The organism is Bacteroidia bacterium (genome assembly GCA_040880525.1).
Classification (GTDB): Bacteria; Bacteroidota; Bacteroidia; order CAILMK01; family JBBDIG01; genus JBBDIG01.
Window position 1 is genome coordinate 105,404 of sequence record JBBDIG010000028.1, and the last position, 16,704, is coordinate 122,107.

Annotated in this window: 14 protein-coding genes; all 14 read left to right on the forward strand. The window is 43.3% G+C overall.

Annotated features, from left to right (window positions below):
• The first annotated feature begins 226 nt into the window (after window positions 1–226).
• The 14 genes from WD077_08470 (at window position 227) to asnB (ending at window position 16,541) form a co-directional block, all read left to right on the forward strand.
• Entirely contained in the window at window positions 227–850 is a 624-nt protein-coding gene (locus WD077_08470; GenBank protein ID MEX0967259.1) for a hypothetical protein, read from the forward strand.
• 82 nt (window positions 851–932) lie between these two features.
• Complete coding sequence (locus WD077_08475; GenBank protein MEX0967260.1) at window positions 933–3,233, forward strand: glycosyltransferase; 2,301 nt, start codon at window positions 933–935, stop codon at window positions 3,231–3,233.
• A 102-nt stretch (window positions 3,234–3,335) separates the two neighbouring features.
• The gene (locus WD077_08480; protein ID MEX0967261.1) at window positions 3,336–4,499 is read left to right on the forward strand and encodes a glycosyltransferase; all 1,164 of its coding nucleotides are present in this window, start codon (window positions 3,336–3,338) and stop codon (window positions 4,497–4,499) included.
• A gap of 13 nt (window positions 4,500–4,512) precedes the next feature.
• Window positions 4,513–4,722: a hypothetical protein gene (locus WD077_08485; protein MEX0967262.1), complete on the forward strand. Its 210-nt coding sequence runs from the start codon at window positions 4,513–4,515 to the stop codon at window positions 4,720–4,722.
• 116 nt (window positions 4,723–4,838) lie between these two features.
• On the forward strand, window positions 4,839–5,528 hold the full coding sequence (locus WD077_08490) for a hypothetical protein (GenBank protein ID MEX0967263.1): 690 nt from the start codon (window positions 4,839–4,841) through the stop codon (window positions 5,526–5,528).
• 653 nt (window positions 5,529–6,181) lie between these two features.
• Window positions 6,182–7,315 (forward strand): hypothetical protein, encoded by a 1,134-nt coding sequence (locus tag WD077_08495; GenBank protein MEX0967264.1) that lies wholly within the window; start codon window positions 6,182–6,184, stop codon window positions 7,313–7,315.
• Complete coding sequence (locus WD077_08500; GenBank protein ID MEX0967265.1) at window positions 7,302–7,913, forward strand: sugar transferase; 612 nt, start codon at window positions 7,302–7,304, stop codon at window positions 7,911–7,913. The genes WD077_08495 and WD077_08500 overlap by 14 nt, the downstream gene beginning before the upstream one ends.
• On the forward strand, window positions 7,914–8,918 hold the full coding sequence (locus WD077_08505; protein MEX0967266.1) for a sugar-transfer associated ATP-grasp domain-containing protein: 1,005 nt from the start codon (window positions 7,914–7,916) through the stop codon (window positions 8,916–8,918).
• Window positions 8,915–9,559, forward strand: a complete 645-nt coding sequence (locus WD077_08510; protein ID MEX0967267.1) for a NeuD/PglB/VioB family sugar acetyltransferase — start codon at window positions 8,915–8,917, stop codon at window positions 9,557–9,559. Before WD077_08505 ends, WD077_08510 begins: the two co-directional genes overlap by 4 nt.
• The gene (locus WD077_08515) at window positions 9,559–11,097 is read left to right on the forward strand and encodes an MBL fold metallo-hydrolase (protein MEX0967268.1); all 1,539 of its coding nucleotides are present in this window, start codon (window positions 9,559–9,561) and stop codon (window positions 11,095–11,097) included. The genes WD077_08510 and WD077_08515 overlap by 1 nt, the downstream gene beginning before the upstream one ends.
• 197 nt (window positions 11,098–11,294) lie before the next feature.
• The gene (locus WD077_08520; protein ID MEX0967269.1) at window positions 11,295–11,942 is read left to right on the forward strand and encodes an ElyC/SanA/YdcF family protein; all 648 of its coding nucleotides are present in this window, start codon (window positions 11,295–11,297) and stop codon (window positions 11,940–11,942) included.
• Between the two features lie 466 nt (window positions 11,943–12,408).
• Window positions 12,409–13,575, forward strand: a complete 1,167-nt coding sequence (locus WD077_08525) for a DegT/DnrJ/EryC1/StrS family aminotransferase (GenBank protein ID MEX0967270.1) — start codon at window positions 12,409–12,411, stop codon at window positions 13,573–13,575.
• 165 nt (window positions 13,576–13,740) lie between these two features.
• Window positions 13,741–14,733 carry a glycosyltransferase family 4 protein gene (locus tag WD077_08530; GenBank protein MEX0967271.1) on the forward strand — a complete coding sequence of 331 codons (993 nt, stop codon included), beginning with the start codon at window positions 13,741–13,743 and terminating at the stop codon, window positions 14,731–14,733.
• Window positions 14,733–16,541, forward strand: a complete 1,809-nt coding sequence (gene asnB / locus WD077_08535) for an asparagine synthase (glutamine-hydrolyzing) (protein ID MEX0967272.1) — start codon at window positions 14,733–14,735, stop codon at window positions 16,539–16,541. The genes WD077_08530 and asnB overlap by 1 nt, the downstream gene beginning before the upstream one ends.
• The last annotated feature ends 163 nt before the right edge of the window (window positions 16,542–16,704 follow it).

A 16,704-nucleotide genomic window follows, 5' to 3' on the forward strand; every position in this document is an offset into this window, starting at 1 on the left:
ACTGTATATAACGGGCAACGGTCATTCAGGGTCTACACTTTTAGATATTGTTCTGGGGTCCGCGCCTGGCTTTTTTAGCGCTGGCGAAGTAAGCTCTGTAACCCGTCCCACCATTCATGAAGAATATTGTTCATGTGGGAAGCAAATTGGGGAATGCCCTTTTTGGAAGGAGGTATGGCAACTTTGGAAAGACCGGAGTACTCTGTCAGGGCAGGAATACCGGACATTGCGGCTGCGATATGAAAGGAGCATTACTAGTTTTATTACATTAAAAAACAGGTTTTGGCCAGGGAGAAAATTTCTTGGCTATTGCGAAGCAACCAGAATTCTTTTTGAGGCTATTCAAGAAGTATCAGGTGCAGAGGTAATTATTGACTCCTCAAAATCACCCACCCGAATAGCAGTATTGAGGAGGTTCTCGGAACTGTCTGTAATCCATCTGATCCGGAATTTTACAGGTGTATTAAATTCTGCGAAAAGTTCATCCAAGAAAGATATTAAGGCGGGGATAGAGGAGGATAATCCAGCCCGAAGCACCATTAAAACATGGGCAAGTTGGTTCCTTACCCACTTACAGTGCGAAATTTTTTGCATTGGCATAAAAAGTAATAAATTAAGGTACAGAGAATATTTGAATGATCCTGAGAAACTGGAAAAATTGGATCCTGCTTTTGCGGGTATATTAGATAGAGCTCCATTTACTTCTGAGCACATGCTGGCAGGCAATAAGATTCGATTGAAAAAATCATTAAAGGTTGATAAGGATTTGGGATTTAAATATACTCGTTTGAATCACAAGAATTTGTTGATAGCAAAAATTACTGAGAGGTTATTTTGGTTTTGGAATTGATTATCATTCCAAATGATTTTATTACCGTTCTTTTTTACAGGGCTGAGAAGATTTAGAAGTGTTTGTTTAGGTAAAAGTAGGATTGTTAAATAAAGTGAAGCAGAGAGTTTTGTTTGTATTGCCCACTCTTCATGCGGGAGGTACAGAAAATTACGCCCTTAGGTTCATCCGTTTTTATGGAAATGAGTCTGTTGAATGGCATGTCTTATCACTTAACCAGACTAAAGGCGACCTGCATGAGGAGTTTTCAAGTTTAGGGTGTCGAATACATTATCAATCTATCGGGTACTTAAACATCATGAAATTTTATAAATTTTATGATTTACTTAAAAAATATCGCTTTGATATAATCTGCACGTTTAATGGCAATTTTGGGGGTGTTCCATTAGCCATTGCAAGTATAGCCGGAATTAAGCACCGGATTGCCTGGCACCGCAGGTCCACCAATGCCTTTCATGAAAGTTATCTGAAAGTCAGTTATAACAAGTTAGCCAACCGTCTTATTCGCAGATATGCTACTACTATTCTATCAAATAGCCGGTTTGCTCTTGGTAATTTCTATAATGATTATTGGCTAAAGGACAATCGGTTTAAGATCATAAGAAATGGCCTGGATATCAAAATGTTTTCCAGGGGAATTACGAGGGACGAAGCCCGGAAACAACTGGGACTGCCGCTAGATAAATTTATCATTGGTCATGTGGGTCGGTATGCCCCTGCCAAGAATCATGAGACGATCTTCAAAGTGGCGGCTGAAATCAAACTTCACCTTCCGGAAATCCATTTTTTATTTTGTGGTAAAGACACGGATTCTGACCTTTTTAAAAGGAAGCTGGAAGAGTATGGGATCACATCCATCAGTTTTACCATGGGCTTGGTAGAGGATGTTCCTTTGCTATACAAGAGCTTCGACTTGTTCTTTTTTCCCTCGGTGACAGAAGGGCAGCCAAATGCTTTAATTGAAGCGATGGTATCAGATATACCCATCTTAACTTCCAATATTCCCTCTATACTAGAAGTATTACCGGAGGAAATAGCAGGACAAATGCCATCACCTCTTGATCATGGAGCATTTACGGCAATGATATTACAGTTAAAGGAAGATCTTTCGAAACGTGATTTGTTTCGTTGCCTGGACTATGCCCGCAATCGGTTTGACGGAAAAGAGAACTTCGAATTGTTCAAAAGGGAACTGTATATAGATAAACCAAAGAGAAAGGTTTTGTTTGCATTTGATGGGTACTTGTATCAAGATGTTGATGGGGCCTATTTTGGCGTGTATGTGGATGCAGCTACCAAGAACAGATACTTAAGTTTAGGTGATCATGTTACTTTCTTAATGCGTTTAGAATCTCTTGAGGAAGGAGGAAATCATCGTTATAGTCCTATCCTATCGGATAACTTTTCATTTATTGAGGTGCCCAATTTTAAATCGATTAGAAGGTGGGTCAAATACCATAGGAAAGCAAAGAAAGTAATAGAGGCCGCTGTAAAGGAGAATGACGTGGTGGTAGCCCGATTGCCCTCAGCCATTGGACGACTTACCATCGAGGCAGCAAAGAAATTTGATAAACCCCACCTGGTGGAATTCGTAGGCTGTACTTTTGATGGATACTGGAATTATAACTGGAAGGGGAAATTGATTGCACATTTCAAGTTGGTGCAAATGCAAAAGCTTGTGCAAGGTTTACCTTATGTTATATATGTTACTAAAGAATTTTTACAGAGGAGATACCCTACTCGGGGTAAGCAGATTTCCTGTTCAAATGTAGAGCTAAATGCCTTGGATGATTCAGACCTGATACAACGATTGGAAAGAATTCACCGATGCAATGTAAAAGAGATGGTCGTGGCTACAATTGCAGCGATAGATGTACCTTATAAAGGCCAGGACGATATCATTAAAGTGATAGCCCATTTAAACAATAACGAGGGTTGGCATCTCCGGTATAAAATAATAGGGCAAGGCAACCCAACCCGGTTAAAAGAAATTGCCCAACAACTGGGTATTACGAATGATGTGGAAATTGTGGGAAGCTTAAAACATGCTGAAGTATTTGATCAATTGCGGGATATTGAACTTTATATTCAACCCAGCAAACAAGAAGGATTACCAAGAGCATTGATTGAGGCTATGAGTGTAGCCTGTCCCGCTTTAGGTGCCAGGACCGCTGGTATTCCAGAATTGTTGGATGATAGATGCATTTTCTCTCCGGGAAGAATTCAGCAGATTACCCAAAGGATATCATCCATAGATCAGGAATGGCTAATTGAACAAGCGAGGAGAAATTTTGATGTCGCCAAAGATTATCAAAAGGACATCTTAGAAAATAGACGAAAGAAATTCTATAAAGAGTTCCTTTCAGATCATGGATTTGATTAGCGTGTCGACACATGAAATAAAGATATTTTACAGGGGACAAGTCGGTTTTTTTTGCATTTCAGTCGTGAAAAATGACAATAAAGAAGTCGTAGTATTCATTCAATGAAAAAGAACTTAGTAATCGTTCAATCATCGGCTAATGCCAACATGATTTCAAATTTTGGCCGTAACATTTCCGATTTGCTACAGGAATCCGGTTGTGACTATCACATCATTTACTCCAGTGAACAAACCAATAAGAAGGTGGCCCTGGAGGAATTAGGAGAACTGGAAGCCCAATTGCATGAATGTCCCATCCCTCAGTTCATGGCAGTTTCAACCATTATCAAATTGCCCTGGACTTTGATGAAGTTTTATCTAGTACTCCGAAAAATTAAACCCGATGTCATTTATACGCGGGGCACTTTGGTGGGTTTTGTGGGAAGAATTGCAGCTAAGCTTGTCGGGGTAAAACGCATTTATCACCATCAGGATGATTTCCTCCATCGGGAAGAACAGTTGGGCTCTTTTCAAAAATGGCTCTTTCGAAAAGTTGATGTATCGCTGACAAAGATTACCAACAAGATATTTTTTGTTAGCGATACAATTCTTAAGGAGGCGATTGACTCAGGTATAGACCAGCAAAAGTGTATAATGGTAGGGCATGATCTTCATCCCAAGTTTGTAGCATCAGCAAAGAATATTTATGAGGGGAGGCATCCCATAGTTGAAGCCATAATGAATGATCGGAACACCTTTGTGGTCGGATCAATCGCCAGAATTGAGGATTTTAAAGGTATTGATACCATCATTTCGGTGGCACACCATTTCAAGAATGTGGACACTGATGTGAAGTTTCTGATCAGGGGTAATGGTAGTAAGCGGGAAAAGTATCAAGCCAAGATCCGGGAAGAAGGCTTGGGGAACATAGTGCATTTAGTCAGTGACTATTTACCTGCAAATGAAATTCCCTGGCTATTCAAGAGTTTTGATGTCTTCTTCCTGCCAACTAGACGGGAGGGTTTTGGGATGGTCTTCGCAGAGGCAATGTGCATGGGTCGACCGGTTGTAGGGCCCAAAATATATCCTGTTGTGGAAGTCGTTCCTGAAGGGCTTGGTTATCTCATTGAACCGGAAAATACGTTGGCTTATGTGGAAGCTATAAAAGATATCGTACAAAATGAAGCAAAGAGAAATGCTTTAGGCCATAAAGCCAAAGAATATGCATTGGAACGTTGGGGTAAAAAAAGTTCTGCTGAACAAGTAGTGAATGTATTATTAGGTTAGAGGTAAAATCCTGTTGAACTGGATTTTATATAATACACTAAGTGAGGTTTTTGGTTTGGTGAAAAAAGTTACAGGATTAAGTACGAAGATTATTTTAAGAGATCCTGAGAGGATGATAAAGGTAAATCCTGTTATGGGGCATTTAAATGCGGAATCAACCTATTCGGCTCCCTACAGGCTGACAGGTAATGTAATCCGTCTAAAGAAAAAACCTGACCATTGACGCTGATCTGGGGTTTCATTATAAGCGATTAAGTTCAGTCAATTGCAAGGGGAAGTTGGATTGATCGCTTGTTTTGGTTTTGGAGATGATAATTTAATGTTCTTAAACAATTTATAATGATGAGGAGTAGTGTAAAATCAAACCCTGTTCTTTTCTGGCTGTGGTATCACCTTTACCGCAAACACCGCGGTGTTAGGGTTAACTGGTTCAAAAAAGAAAGTTCCTTTTATTTCGATGGCTTTCCACGCTCAGGAAATACCTTTGGTATTTTTCTGATCCGGAGTATCTGGCCGCAATTGCATGTGGTACATCATCTTCATGCTGTGGCGCCCATTAAGATTGCATTAAAACGCAAACTCCCGGTTTTTATCCTGTTTCGTGATCCCTTAAATGCTATAAGTTCCTATTACCTCAAGCACTTTGCTCTGCGGGGTAGAGCACCTGCCGATGATGCCCTTGATCAAACACTTTTACAGATGTTGATCTCTGATTATATTCAATATTATCAATATGTAAACGACAACAGGAACCGGGTAAATCTATTTACGTTTGGGATGATCACAAAAAGTCCTGCTGAAGTGATGAAAAACATCAATAGTAAATTGCCTGAAAGAGCAATGTTAAATGACGCAACCATAGAAGCGAAAGTGAATGAATTAAAGGATAAACCTTTTGGGGCAAAAGACAAATTAGGTGCGAGCTTCCCCACAGTGGAAAAGGAAATTAAAAAGAAAAAAGTAATTGTTTTTTTGCAGAACCATCCTGATTTTCAGAAATGTCAAAGCCTTTATCAAAATCTTGCCTAAGCCCGTATTATCATTCATCGTTATGCATTAACTTCTGGTGGAGCTGAACGGGTCATCAGCCAGTTGGCCAATTATAGGGCGGAGAAAGGATATGATGTGGAAGTTATTATTCTTGCCAAGAGGCCCCATTTTTCTTCGTTGCACGCTGATGTTAAATGAACAGAGCCCGGTTTCTCAATTAATGAAAGGCCACGAATTTTATTTCAATGGAAGAACTTCTTGTGGTTGCGGAACCGGCTTCGAAAATTAAAAGTACAGGTCTTTCTTTCCGTGGGGGAAAAATTTCCATACCATCAGTTTGACGCTTGATGTTGCTACCCGGTATATGGCACGCACCAAAGCATCTCTGGATGTTGAGGAACCTGGTCAAACCGGATTAACAATGCGAACCATTTAGGTTTTAGGGGCAAAGAGAAAACTTATTACCACAAATCAAAAAAGCAAAGAATATGATTTTTACGATTCGGATAATGTTATGGTGATTGATCGTCAGGTACCAGTAATTGACCCGGATTTTATTAAATCACCTTTTGTTGATATTCCTTCAGGTATATATTATAATTATTCAATATCCGGCTGGATAAATGATGTTTTTAGCGATTTACAGGCTGGTTATTTTCATGCGGTTTTAATGTCGTCAATTCATGGTTGCGATGAAAATAATTGATCATTTCAAGAACATTCCTGGCTGGCGTACCAAACGAAAGTTGGTGGTTTTTTCGGTGGATGACTACGGTAATGTGCGGGTTGATTCAAGTGAATCAAGGAAAGCCTTGGATGAAGCCGGATACCCGGCCCTAAAGCGTTTTGACCGTTATGACGCCCTGGAGACAAGGGAAGACCTGGAGGCACTTTTTGAGGTGCTGGATACGGTGAAGGACCAACATGGGAAGCCAGCCGTTTTTACCCCTTATGCCCTGACCCGTAACATTGATTTTGAGAAGATGGCATCGGAGGATGACGGACAGTATTATTCAGAACTGGTGAGCCATACATTCGAAAGAAAAGCGGAACAAGATCCAATCCCATATCAAGGCACCTGGAAACTCTGGCAAAAAGGCATGGAGGAGGGATATCTTTCACCGGAATTTCATGGACGGGAGCATTTCAATCTCAGGGTTTTTCTTCAGAAGTTAAAGGAAAAGGATGCGCAGCTTATGGCATCCCTGAAGCATCGCTCCAATATTGCTCTCCAAACCAAAGGGGATGGAAATTTCAAGTACAGTGCAGCATTTGGCTTTAAGAACAAGGAGGATCTCGCAGGTATGCCGGAAATTATAAAAGAAGGGATGCTTGATTTCCGGGAAGTCTATGGACGGCAGGCCACTGTTTTTACCCCATCGGCAAGTCAGTTTCCGCCCTCGCTTGTGAAGCACCTCCCCGAATATGGCATAGAGGCACTTGACAAACCTTTTTTTACAAAGCGTTATCAGGAATCCGGAAAGTATGCAAGGGAATTCAACTTCCTTGGGTACGATAAAAAAAACGGCCTCACCATTCTTGTTCGTAACGTGATCTTTGAACCAATAGACGACAATACAGATCGTTGGATTAACCTGGCGTTGCGCCAGATAGAAGCTGCCTTCCGCTGGGGCAAACCAGCCAACATCAGTTCTCACCGCGTTAACTTTTGTGGACATATTGATAAGAAGAATCGTGAGAAAGGGCTGGATGCATTGAAAGTGTTGCTTGGAAAGATTGTGGAACGCTGGCCGGATGCAGAGTTTATTTCGGCCCGTGACCTTGCCAAAATAATAGGAAAGTCGGAAAAGGTTGAGCGTCTATAGAGATTACCTTAAGCGTCCCTTTGATTTTGTTGCCAGCCTTTGTGCATTGCTCCTGCTGTCTCCGTTCATTTTATTGCTGACCCTCCTTCTGGCTTTGGCTAACCAGGGTTCTCCTTTTTTCTTCCAGGAACGGCCCGGCTGGCGCGAGCAAAGGATTAGAATAGTGAAGTTCAAATCAATGAACGACAAAAAGGATGCTGCAGGAAATTTATTGCCCGATAATCAGCGATTAACCAAAATGGGCCACTTTATAAGAAAGACTTCTTTGGACGAACTGCCCCAACTTTTTAATGTATTAATTGGTGATATGAGCCTGGTAGGCCCGCGCCCGCTGTTGTTTAAATACATACCCCTTTATTCTCTGGAGCAAAGACGAAGACACGCGGTTCGGCCCGGTATTACCGGATTGGCGCAGGTAAGCGGCAGGAATTCGATAAGCTGGCAGAAAAAATTTGAGCATGATGTCCGGTATATTGATAATATTTCTTTTCTATTAGATATGAAAATTATTTTTAGAACAATAAAAAAAGTGATTCTGAAGGAAGGAATAAACCAATCGGCTGAACGCCCAATGCAACCTTTTAAGGGAAATAACTGAATGTTCAACAAGATTATATATTTTGGTTATTACCTAAAGAGTACCAATTGGAAAGAATTCCGTGGATTTGTGAATCATGTGCAGAAAACAACCGGCAGATCCAGGCCTTCTATTCTACAAGATGTGATGACCTCATCATTTAAGTATAAAATAGCATTTATTGATTATTTTTATTTCCGGTTTTATGAAAAAGATGCTGAAGCCCGTAAGAGTTATGCAGGCACAGGATACATGTATGAATATCAATTAAAAATGAATCCCAGAAAATACCGGGATGTGCTGAATGATAAATGGTTATTCCTGAAGCATTTTTCGAAATATATTCACCATGCATATTTTGAGTTACAGGAATTGAAGAAAGATCCGGATAAAATAAAAAGAATATTAGAGCAACCGCAAGGTAAGTTCGTAATTAAAGCGCGGGACGGCCAGTGTGGCCGTGAAGTACGGGTATTTGGTTCAAAAGATAAAACCCCGGCTGATGTACTGCAACTGATGGAACTGCATGGCCTTGACCTGCTGGAGGAGTATCTGGTGCAACATCAGGACTTGCGCAGGTTGTCAGACAGCGGCTTGAATACTGTGCGGGTTTTTACTCAACTTGATGAATCTGGCAATGTACATATCCTGGGTGTGCGCCTACGCATTACTGTAAATTCTCATGTGGACAACCTGGCGGCCGGTAACCTGGCGGCACCTGTTGACGATGAAACAGGAATAGTGACAGGCCCCGCAGTCTATTCCAACATTACCAAGAATACCGAAACACATCATCCCATTACAGGAACAGAGATCGTTGGTTTTCAGATACCCTGCTGGCAGGCGCTGAAGAAAATGGTGACGGAGGCCGCCACGGATATGGTGGAGAACCGTTCCATCGGTTGGGATGTGGTCGTTACGGATTCAGGTCCGGAGTTGCTGGAAGGAAACCACAACTGGTGTAAGCTTTTGTGGCAACTACCGGTGCAGCGTGGATTGAAAAAGGAAATTGAGGGTTATTTATGACGGAAAAGGATTTGATCATTATAGGAGCAGGATATATTGCGGGATTCCTGGTCAATAATCAGGAATTGTTTAATGAAAAGTATAATATAATAGGTTTTTTGGATGACGATCCGAAAAAAACCGGGAAGAAGTATTGGGATATTCCGGTTTTAGGTTCGATTGATGATCTTGCGAATTACAACGGTGTTTCGGTGGTTATTGGAATTGCAGCACCAAAAATTAAAGTACAGATTTTAAAAAGAATTAATGTTGCAGATTATCATTTTCCCAATTTTGTATCGCGGAATGTTTGGATTTCCAATGACGTTCAAATAGGAAAAGGAAATATTATTTACCCCGGAGTAAGCATCAATCACGGTAGCAGGATAGCTGATTTCTGCGTGATCAATATGAACTGTGCTCTGGGACACGATGCAAAATTGGGCGATTATTGTGCGCTTTCTCCTGGTGTGAACCTGGGCGGGGTCACGGTGATGGGGAAAGGCGTTTTTATGGGAATCGGAGCCACCACCAATCATTTTCTTACTATAGGCGATTTTGCCATCATTGGCGGGCAGGCGATGATTATAGAGAATATTCCTGAAGGTGTTACTGTGGTAGGTGTACCGGGAAAAATTGTTTTAAGCAAAAAGAGTAGTTAATGAAAATTTCTTCAATAGGCCATGCTGGCTTGAAAGTACAAACAAAAGATGCACTTATTTTAATTGATCCGTGGCTCTCGCCCAGTGGAAATTTCCAGGGTTCTTGGTTCCAGTTTCCTGATAACGCACATGTGTTAGAGGATGATGAGCTATATCATCCGACAGCAATTGTTATTTCTCATGAACATCTTGATCATTGTGATCCCTGGTTCCTGAGCAAGGTAGATCCAGGTGTTCCGGTAATTGTCCCTAAATACCCATCTCCTGTATTAAAGCAAAAGATCTGGCAGGGAGGAGAGCGACCCATCGTGGAAGTTCCGCAATGGGAAACCTACGAAATTGTACCCGGAACCACCGTGTTCTTCGTATCAGAACCACCCATGAATCATGATTCTGCCATCATCATACAGTCAGAAGGGCACACCCTCCTCAATATGAATGATGCACGCCTATTCCCAATGCAACTGAGAGATATAAAGCAAAAGGTTGGAGGCGTTATTAATCTGTTCGCTTTTCAGGGTGCAGGCGCATCCTGGTTTCCGATGGTGTACAATTTTGATGAAGAGAAAAAAGATCAGTTAAGAAAACAAAAAAGGTCGGCTAAATTGTCCTATTGTTTCCGGTGCATGAAAATCGTGGAGCCGGTTATGGGATTACCATTTGCTGGGCCTCCTGCCTTCCTTGATCCCGTTTTATTTCAGTACAATAAAGAAATGGAAGGAGGTATTTTTCCGGACCAGTTTGAAGTGGCTTCCTACCTCAGGAAAAAAGGGGTTGAAAACATTACTGTCCTGCTTCCCGGTGATACATGGTCTACGGTGGGCAAAGAGAAAACGGAAGATGCTTTTTGGTTCAAACAGGATCTGCAGGATAGGTGGGCTTACCTGAGGGCTTACCAATCGTCCAGGGAAAGTGAGATCAGGAAAATATATGACGATCATCCTGAGCCTGAAAGTTCACTCTGGAAACCGTTCAAAGAATACTTTGAGTGGCTGCTTGGTCTGAATTCATACTTTAACGAGAAAATAGACATGCGCGTTGGGTTTGAAATTGAGGGTTCGGGGGGTGGAAATTGGTACGTAGACTTCAGAAAGGATCGGCAAGAAGTAGGGCAGGGAATTGAGGACTGCGGATATATATATTCTTTTGATTCACGATGGTTGCCGCCCATATTGAGAAAAGAGGTGGCCTGGGAGGATTTCTTCCTGTCGCTCAGGTTTCGGGCAAGACGCAATCCTGACCGGTACAATGACCACTTGTTGGGGCTGCTGAAGTTTGCTGATGAAGAGGCGTTGCGCGAAGTGCAGACATTCGAAACCCAACCAAAGTCCGATGAACGGATAACGGTGCATGTGGATGGCAATACCTATTCGGTATCACGATATTGTCCACATGCAGGGAATGATCTTTTAACCACAGGTGAAGTTTTACCAGGGGGTATTTTACGTTGCCTCGCGCATCACTATGATTTTGATCTCAATACGGGCAATTGTATTACAAGTGATTGTGATAAGCTGCAGGTTGAAAAATTAAAATAGCAATAATCTCCGGGCAGAAGCTCAGAGTTACATGAATCGCACTGCCGGCCGGAAACCCTACAAATAGCAACAATGAATATTCGCTATTGAAATCCCTGATTTATTTCTTCCTTGATCCCTTCTATTTAACAGCCATCATGGCTGTTTTTTGTTTTGTGTTCAGGAAGCGGAGGTGGGTTAAATATGCCGTTGGTTTTTTGGTCCTCTGGATTTTTGTGGTGTTTGTTTCGCCACTGCCTTACGCCATGTCCGGACGAATGGAGAAGCATTATCCGCCTTTCCAGCCGGGGGTTGTAAAAACCAATCAGCCGGTTCATATCCTGGTGTTGGGCGGAGGTTATACCAATGATCCCAGCCTCCCCGCCACGTCACAGTTGGGCAGCACAGTAGCACTGCGCATGATGGAGGGTCTGCGGGTATACCGTACGCTGCCGGGTTCAAAGGTGGTTACTTCAGGAGCCGCACTGGACAAGAGCCGTTCCCAGGCCGAGGCAGTGGCGGATGCAGCGGTGACACTGGGTGTGGCGCCTGCGGATACGTTTCACCTGCCAAATACCCTGACCACGGAACATGAGGCTGCGATGTACGTGAAAAGGTTTGGTACCGAAACGCCAGTGATCATTGCCACCAGTGCGCTTCACATTCCACGGGCCATGTTCTGGTTTCAGCATTTTGGCGTCACCACCATTATCCCCGCCCCCTGCGATCATCTGGTCAAGAATGACCCGGAAACCACGTCTTTCCGTTGGTGGCCCGGCCTTAAAAAAGGGATGGTGTTGAATAAGGTTATTCATGAAACGGTGGGCCTGTGGTGGGGGAAGCTAAAGACGAAGACCGACAAATAAAGCTCTACAAACCCCCTCTGGGGGCGAAGGGGGCTTCTTTGGTCGCGAATGGAGCCACTCTCAATCAATATAACAAACCCTTTCCAAAGCCTGCGCCTACAAAACCCCCTCTGGGTGCGAAGGGGGTTTCTTTGGGGCCGAAGGAGGCCATTTCTACCCCAGCCCAACGAAACGACAAAACCCCCTCTGGGGGCGAAGGGGGCCATTTTGGTCGCGAATAGAGCCACTCTCAATCAATATAACAAACCCTTCCAAAGCCTACTCTCCAATTGTCATTGCGAGCTTTCTCAATAAATTGCTCAATAGCGTAGGGTTTAAACCCTACGCTATTGAGCCCGTGGTTCGTCTGCGCTCACCATGACCACTTCCTTTCGTTGTCATTTTCCGTTTCAGTGTTTGCGATGCCAAAAATTATTACTGCCCATGACAGTATTCTGCGGGAAACTTTCCCATTAAAAATCAAAACATGAAAGATAAAATTTGGCTCTCTTCACCCCACATTGGTGAGGCAGAGAAGGAATTCGTAACCGAGGCATTTGAGACCAATTGGATTGCACCCTTGGGGCCGCATGTCAATGGCTTTGAAAAAGACCTGGAAACCTATAATCAGGTAGGTTTTGCTGCGGCACTATCATCAGGAACTGCTGCGCTGCACCTGGCTTTGATATTATGTGACGTAAAGCCGGGGGATGTGGTCCTATGCCAGAGCTTCACGTTCTGCGGGTCGGCCAATCCGATACTGTATACCGGGGCCACTCCGGTGTTTATTGACAGCGAGCCAGGCTCCTGGAACATGGATCCGGTGCAGCTTGAAAATGCCATAGTGAAAATTAATAACGGTGACCTAAAGGGGGTTGCTGCCAACGCCAGAATCAGGGCCATTATTCCTGTCAATCTTTATGGAATGCCGGCCAGGTTGAACGAGATCATCGAAATTGGAAACAAGTATAATATTCCTGTAATTGAAGATGCCGCTGAATCGCTGGGTTCAACCTACCAGGGAAAAAAAACCGGATCGTTTGGTGATTTTGGAATTTACTCTTTTAATGGCAATAAAATAATTACGACAAGTGGCGGTGGGGCATTGGTTTCAGCGGATGAGGCACTAATAAAAAAGTCAAGGTTTCTGGCCACCCAGGCACGGGATGAAGCGCCCCATTACCAACACTCTGAAGTTGGCTATAACTACAGGCTGAGCAATGTACTGGCAGGAATTGGTCGCGGACAGATGCAGGTATTGGACGCACGTATTGCTAAAAGGCGTGAAAATTTTAGCCGTTACAAAAGCTATTTTAATAAGTGGAACGACAGCGGTTTTAATATTCAATTTCAGGAGGAAGCCGAGGGCAGTTTCAGTAATCGCTGGCTTACCTGCATTCTCATTGAGCCAAAGGAGAACAAAGGCATGACGCGCGATGAAGTGAGGCTGACGCTGGAAAAGGAAAATGTTGAGGCCCGTCCGCTTTGGAAACCGATGCACATGCAGCCATTGTTTCAGGCTTATCCTTTCTTCGGCAGTGGCGTTGCCGAGCACCTTTTCGATATTGGTCTTTGCCTGCCAAGCGGCTCAAATTTAAGTGAGGATGATTTCCAGCGGATTTTTGAGGTTTTGGACAAGTTAGTTGAGCGATAGTATCTATCATCTTTGTGATGAGAAAAATGAATATTGGAGGTATTTATTGGTCCTATCGCTCGCAGGTTGTATTCGCTGGGGCGAATTCTCGGAATGCAATTCCGAGCTACATATATTCGCTGGCGCGAATTGTTCGAGCTACATTTAATTCATATAATTAATTAATTGAAGGTACTCTACGTTATTCCGGCCAACGTTACGAAGCACACTATTCACTATTCTCCTTTTATTAAGAGCGAATTGTTGGCGGTAAAGGGTGCAGGGGTGCTATACGAAATATTTTATCTTACCATTAGAAATTCCCTGACATACTTATTTTATTCTCGGAAGTTGCTGAAAAACCATATTCAGAAATTTCAACCCAATCTGATTCATGCGCAATATGGTTCGGTAACGTCATTTCTTGTGATGCTGTGCAAACCGCGTATGCCCTGGGTAGTGACTTTTGGCGGAAATGATATGCTGGGCCACCCTTATCCCGGATTGCGCTGGCGAATAAGGGAACAGATTGCATTGTGGATGAGCCGTACCAGTGCTACAAAAGCCACGGGAATTATTTGTGTCAGCAAAAAAATATATGAGCGCCTGCCTGATGGCGTAAAAGAAAAGGCAATGGTATTAACCCGTGGAGTAAATATTTCAATATTTAAACCGGATGGGAATGAGGAAAAATCCAATAATAAAAAGATTACCATTTTATTTAATCAATCAAAGGAGGCAGCACTTGAAAAAAACCTCCCCCTGGCAGAAAAGGCCGTAGCGGCTCTGAGAGAACTATATCCGGATGTGCATCAGCAAACGGAACTTGTTGTGGTCATGGGCAAACCTGTGGAAACGCTTGTGGCGATGATGAATGCTGCTGATGTATTGCTGGTAACTTCCACGCAGGAGGGCAGCCCTAATATTGTAAAGGAGGCGATGGCCTGCAACCTTCCCGTGGTAAGCGTGGATTGCGGGGATGTGGCGGAGCGGCTACAGGGCGTATCACCATCGGCCGTTGTGCCTCATGATGCAATGGCTTTGGCGCAGGCCATTTTCCGGGTGGTGCAGGCAGGAGGCCGCTCCAACGGTCGCAGCGAATTAATTAGGCAGGGCCTTGACGCACAAACGGTGGCACATAGATTACTTGCATTTTACCGGAAAATAGTGGCTGCATAATGTGCGGGATTGGCGGGTACATCAATAAATCAGGTGGGGATGTGGACCCGGCAATGCTGGGGCGGATGCAGAAATCGCTGCAACATCGTGGCCCTGACGATACAGGAATTGCGCAGCGGGGCAACGTGGGGCTGGTGCATGCGCGGCTCAGTATTGTAGACCTAAGTTCCGGAGGCCATCAGCCAATGACGTATAAAGATTATACAATTACGTTTAACGGAGAAATTTATAACCACCAGGAACTGCGGGGCGAGCTTATTAAAAAGGGCCATGTTTTTAATTCTACTTCTGATACCGAGGTTTTTTTGCATGTTTATGCAGAGTGGGGAAAGGATGGGTTTTCGCGGCTCAATGGAATGTTTGCTGCCGCGATTTTGGACGGGCCTGAAAATACGCTAATCATTGTCCGCGACAGGATTGGAATTAAACCGGTTTATATTTATGAGGATGCTAATTGTTTTGCTTTTAGTTCTGAACTTAGGGGAATTAAGGTACTGCCTGATATACAACTTTCTTTAAATAGTGCGGCTGTACCTGGATATTTTAATTTGCTTTACACAAATGGTGATAATACACCTTTTACAGAAATAAGGAAGTTGCAGCCCGGAAGTTATTTTTCTTATAACCTTAAAACCAATACAACTTATTTAGCGCGGTATTGGGAATTGGCCCCTGAGAATATTTCAATAGAAGAAGGCAAAACTCCACTGAATCAGCAAATAACCGAAGCTGTGGAAAAACGGCTCATGGCCGATGTGCCGGTAGGATTATGGTTAAGCGGGGGCATTGATTCCGGGCTTGTGGCCGCCATCCTGGCGCGGGAGCTTAATGTTAAAATTGATGCTTTCACAATAAAATTCAGGGATAACCCCCGGCTTGACGAATCAAGGGCGGCTGAGAAATTAGCGAAAGCCCTCGGCCATCATTTTCATCTGGTAGAATTGGATGAGGCGCAACTGTTTGAGCAGTTTGATGAAATCCTGGAATGGCAGGAAGAGTGGGTTGGGAATCCTTCGGCACTCATGTCGTTTTGCCTGGCGCGCGAAACGCGGAAGCAGGTGCCGGTGGTGCTGTCAGGAATTGGTGGCGATGAAGTATTTGGCGGGTATAATCGCTATAAGGCATTGCGTTTCGCCCAAAAACTGAAGCTATTGCCACGCCCTTTAAGAAATGCAATAGTGGCGGCCCTGTCGGTTTTACCCCAATCACGCACTTCGGCAATAGGCAATTTAAACCGGGCTATGATTAAAATGCTTAGCTCCGTCCGAAAGAATGATTACGAATCCTATTGCGAATTGATTAAATATTTTTCAATTGATGAGCAGGAGCAACTGAAATTGCGGGAGTCCGGTGATTTAATGAATGATGTGATGCGATTTGATATTGAGAATTATTTAGTTAATGATATTTTGTTATTAACCGATAAAATGTCAATGGCCAGCGCATTGGAGGTGCGGGTTCCTTTTCTGGATCACAGGGTAGTGGAGCTGGCATTTTCGCTGAAAAGCAGCGACCGCATGGGAAAGCCAGGCAACAAAGCGTTTCTCCGTTCCTGGTTTTGTGAATTAACAGGAAGCCATCATCAGGGCCGCAAGTCAGGATTTACAGCACCAGTTGAAGGGTTTTTACGGAAGAGAGGAATGTCTTATTTTTCTGAGCTTTTCATAAAAGCGGAGTTAGTTGAATTTTTAAATAATGAATTACAAAATAAAATTTTAAATGGGTTTTTTAGTGGAAAAATGGATTATAGCAATCAGTTGTATGCCCTGCTTGTATTTTGCCAATGGCGGATAAGAAATGGGATGTGAGAGTTCTATTTATAATCAATAGCTTCATCAAAGGTTGAAGAGTTTATGCAGTGGGGTAACACCCCCCTACCCCCCTCAAGGGGGGAGTTTTTTGCGCTTTTGCGCAAAAAGTGAAAAAGCCCCGCATCCCCCATCGAGAGTCAGAAGCACTCCGGACTCTCGA

Bases quoted from the DNA above. Each gene is read 5' to 3' on its own strand.
- WD077_08510 (MEX0967267.1), top strand. From the start codon at position 8,915: ATGACGGAAAAGGATTTGATCATTATAGGAGCAGGATATATTGCGGGA.
- asnB (MEX0967272.1), top strand. From the start codon at position 14,733: ATGTGCGGGATTGGCGGGTACATCAATAAATCAGGTGGGGATGTGGAC.
- WD077_08515 (MEX0967268.1), top strand. From the start codon at position 9,559: ATGAAAATTTCTTCAATAGGCCATGCTGGCTTGAAAGTACAAACAAAA.
- WD077_08525 (MEX0967270.1), top strand. From the start codon at position 12,409: ATGAAAGATAAAATTTGGCTCTCTTCACCCCACATTGGTGAGGCAGAG.
- WD077_08490 (MEX0967263.1), top strand. From the start codon at position 4,839: ATGATGAGGAGTAGTGTAAAATCAAACCCTGTTCTTTTCTGGCTGTGG.
- WD077_08480 (MEX0967261.1), top strand. From the start codon at position 3,336: ATGAAAAAGAACTTAGTAATCGTTCAATCATCGGCTAATGCCAACATG.
- WD077_08505 (MEX0967266.1), top strand. From the start codon at position 7,914: ATGTTCAACAAGATTATATATTTTGGTTATTACCTAAAGAGTACCAAT.
- WD077_08495 (MEX0967264.1), top strand. From the start codon at position 6,182: ATGAAAATAATTGATCATTTCAAGAACATTCCTGGCTGGCGTACCAAA.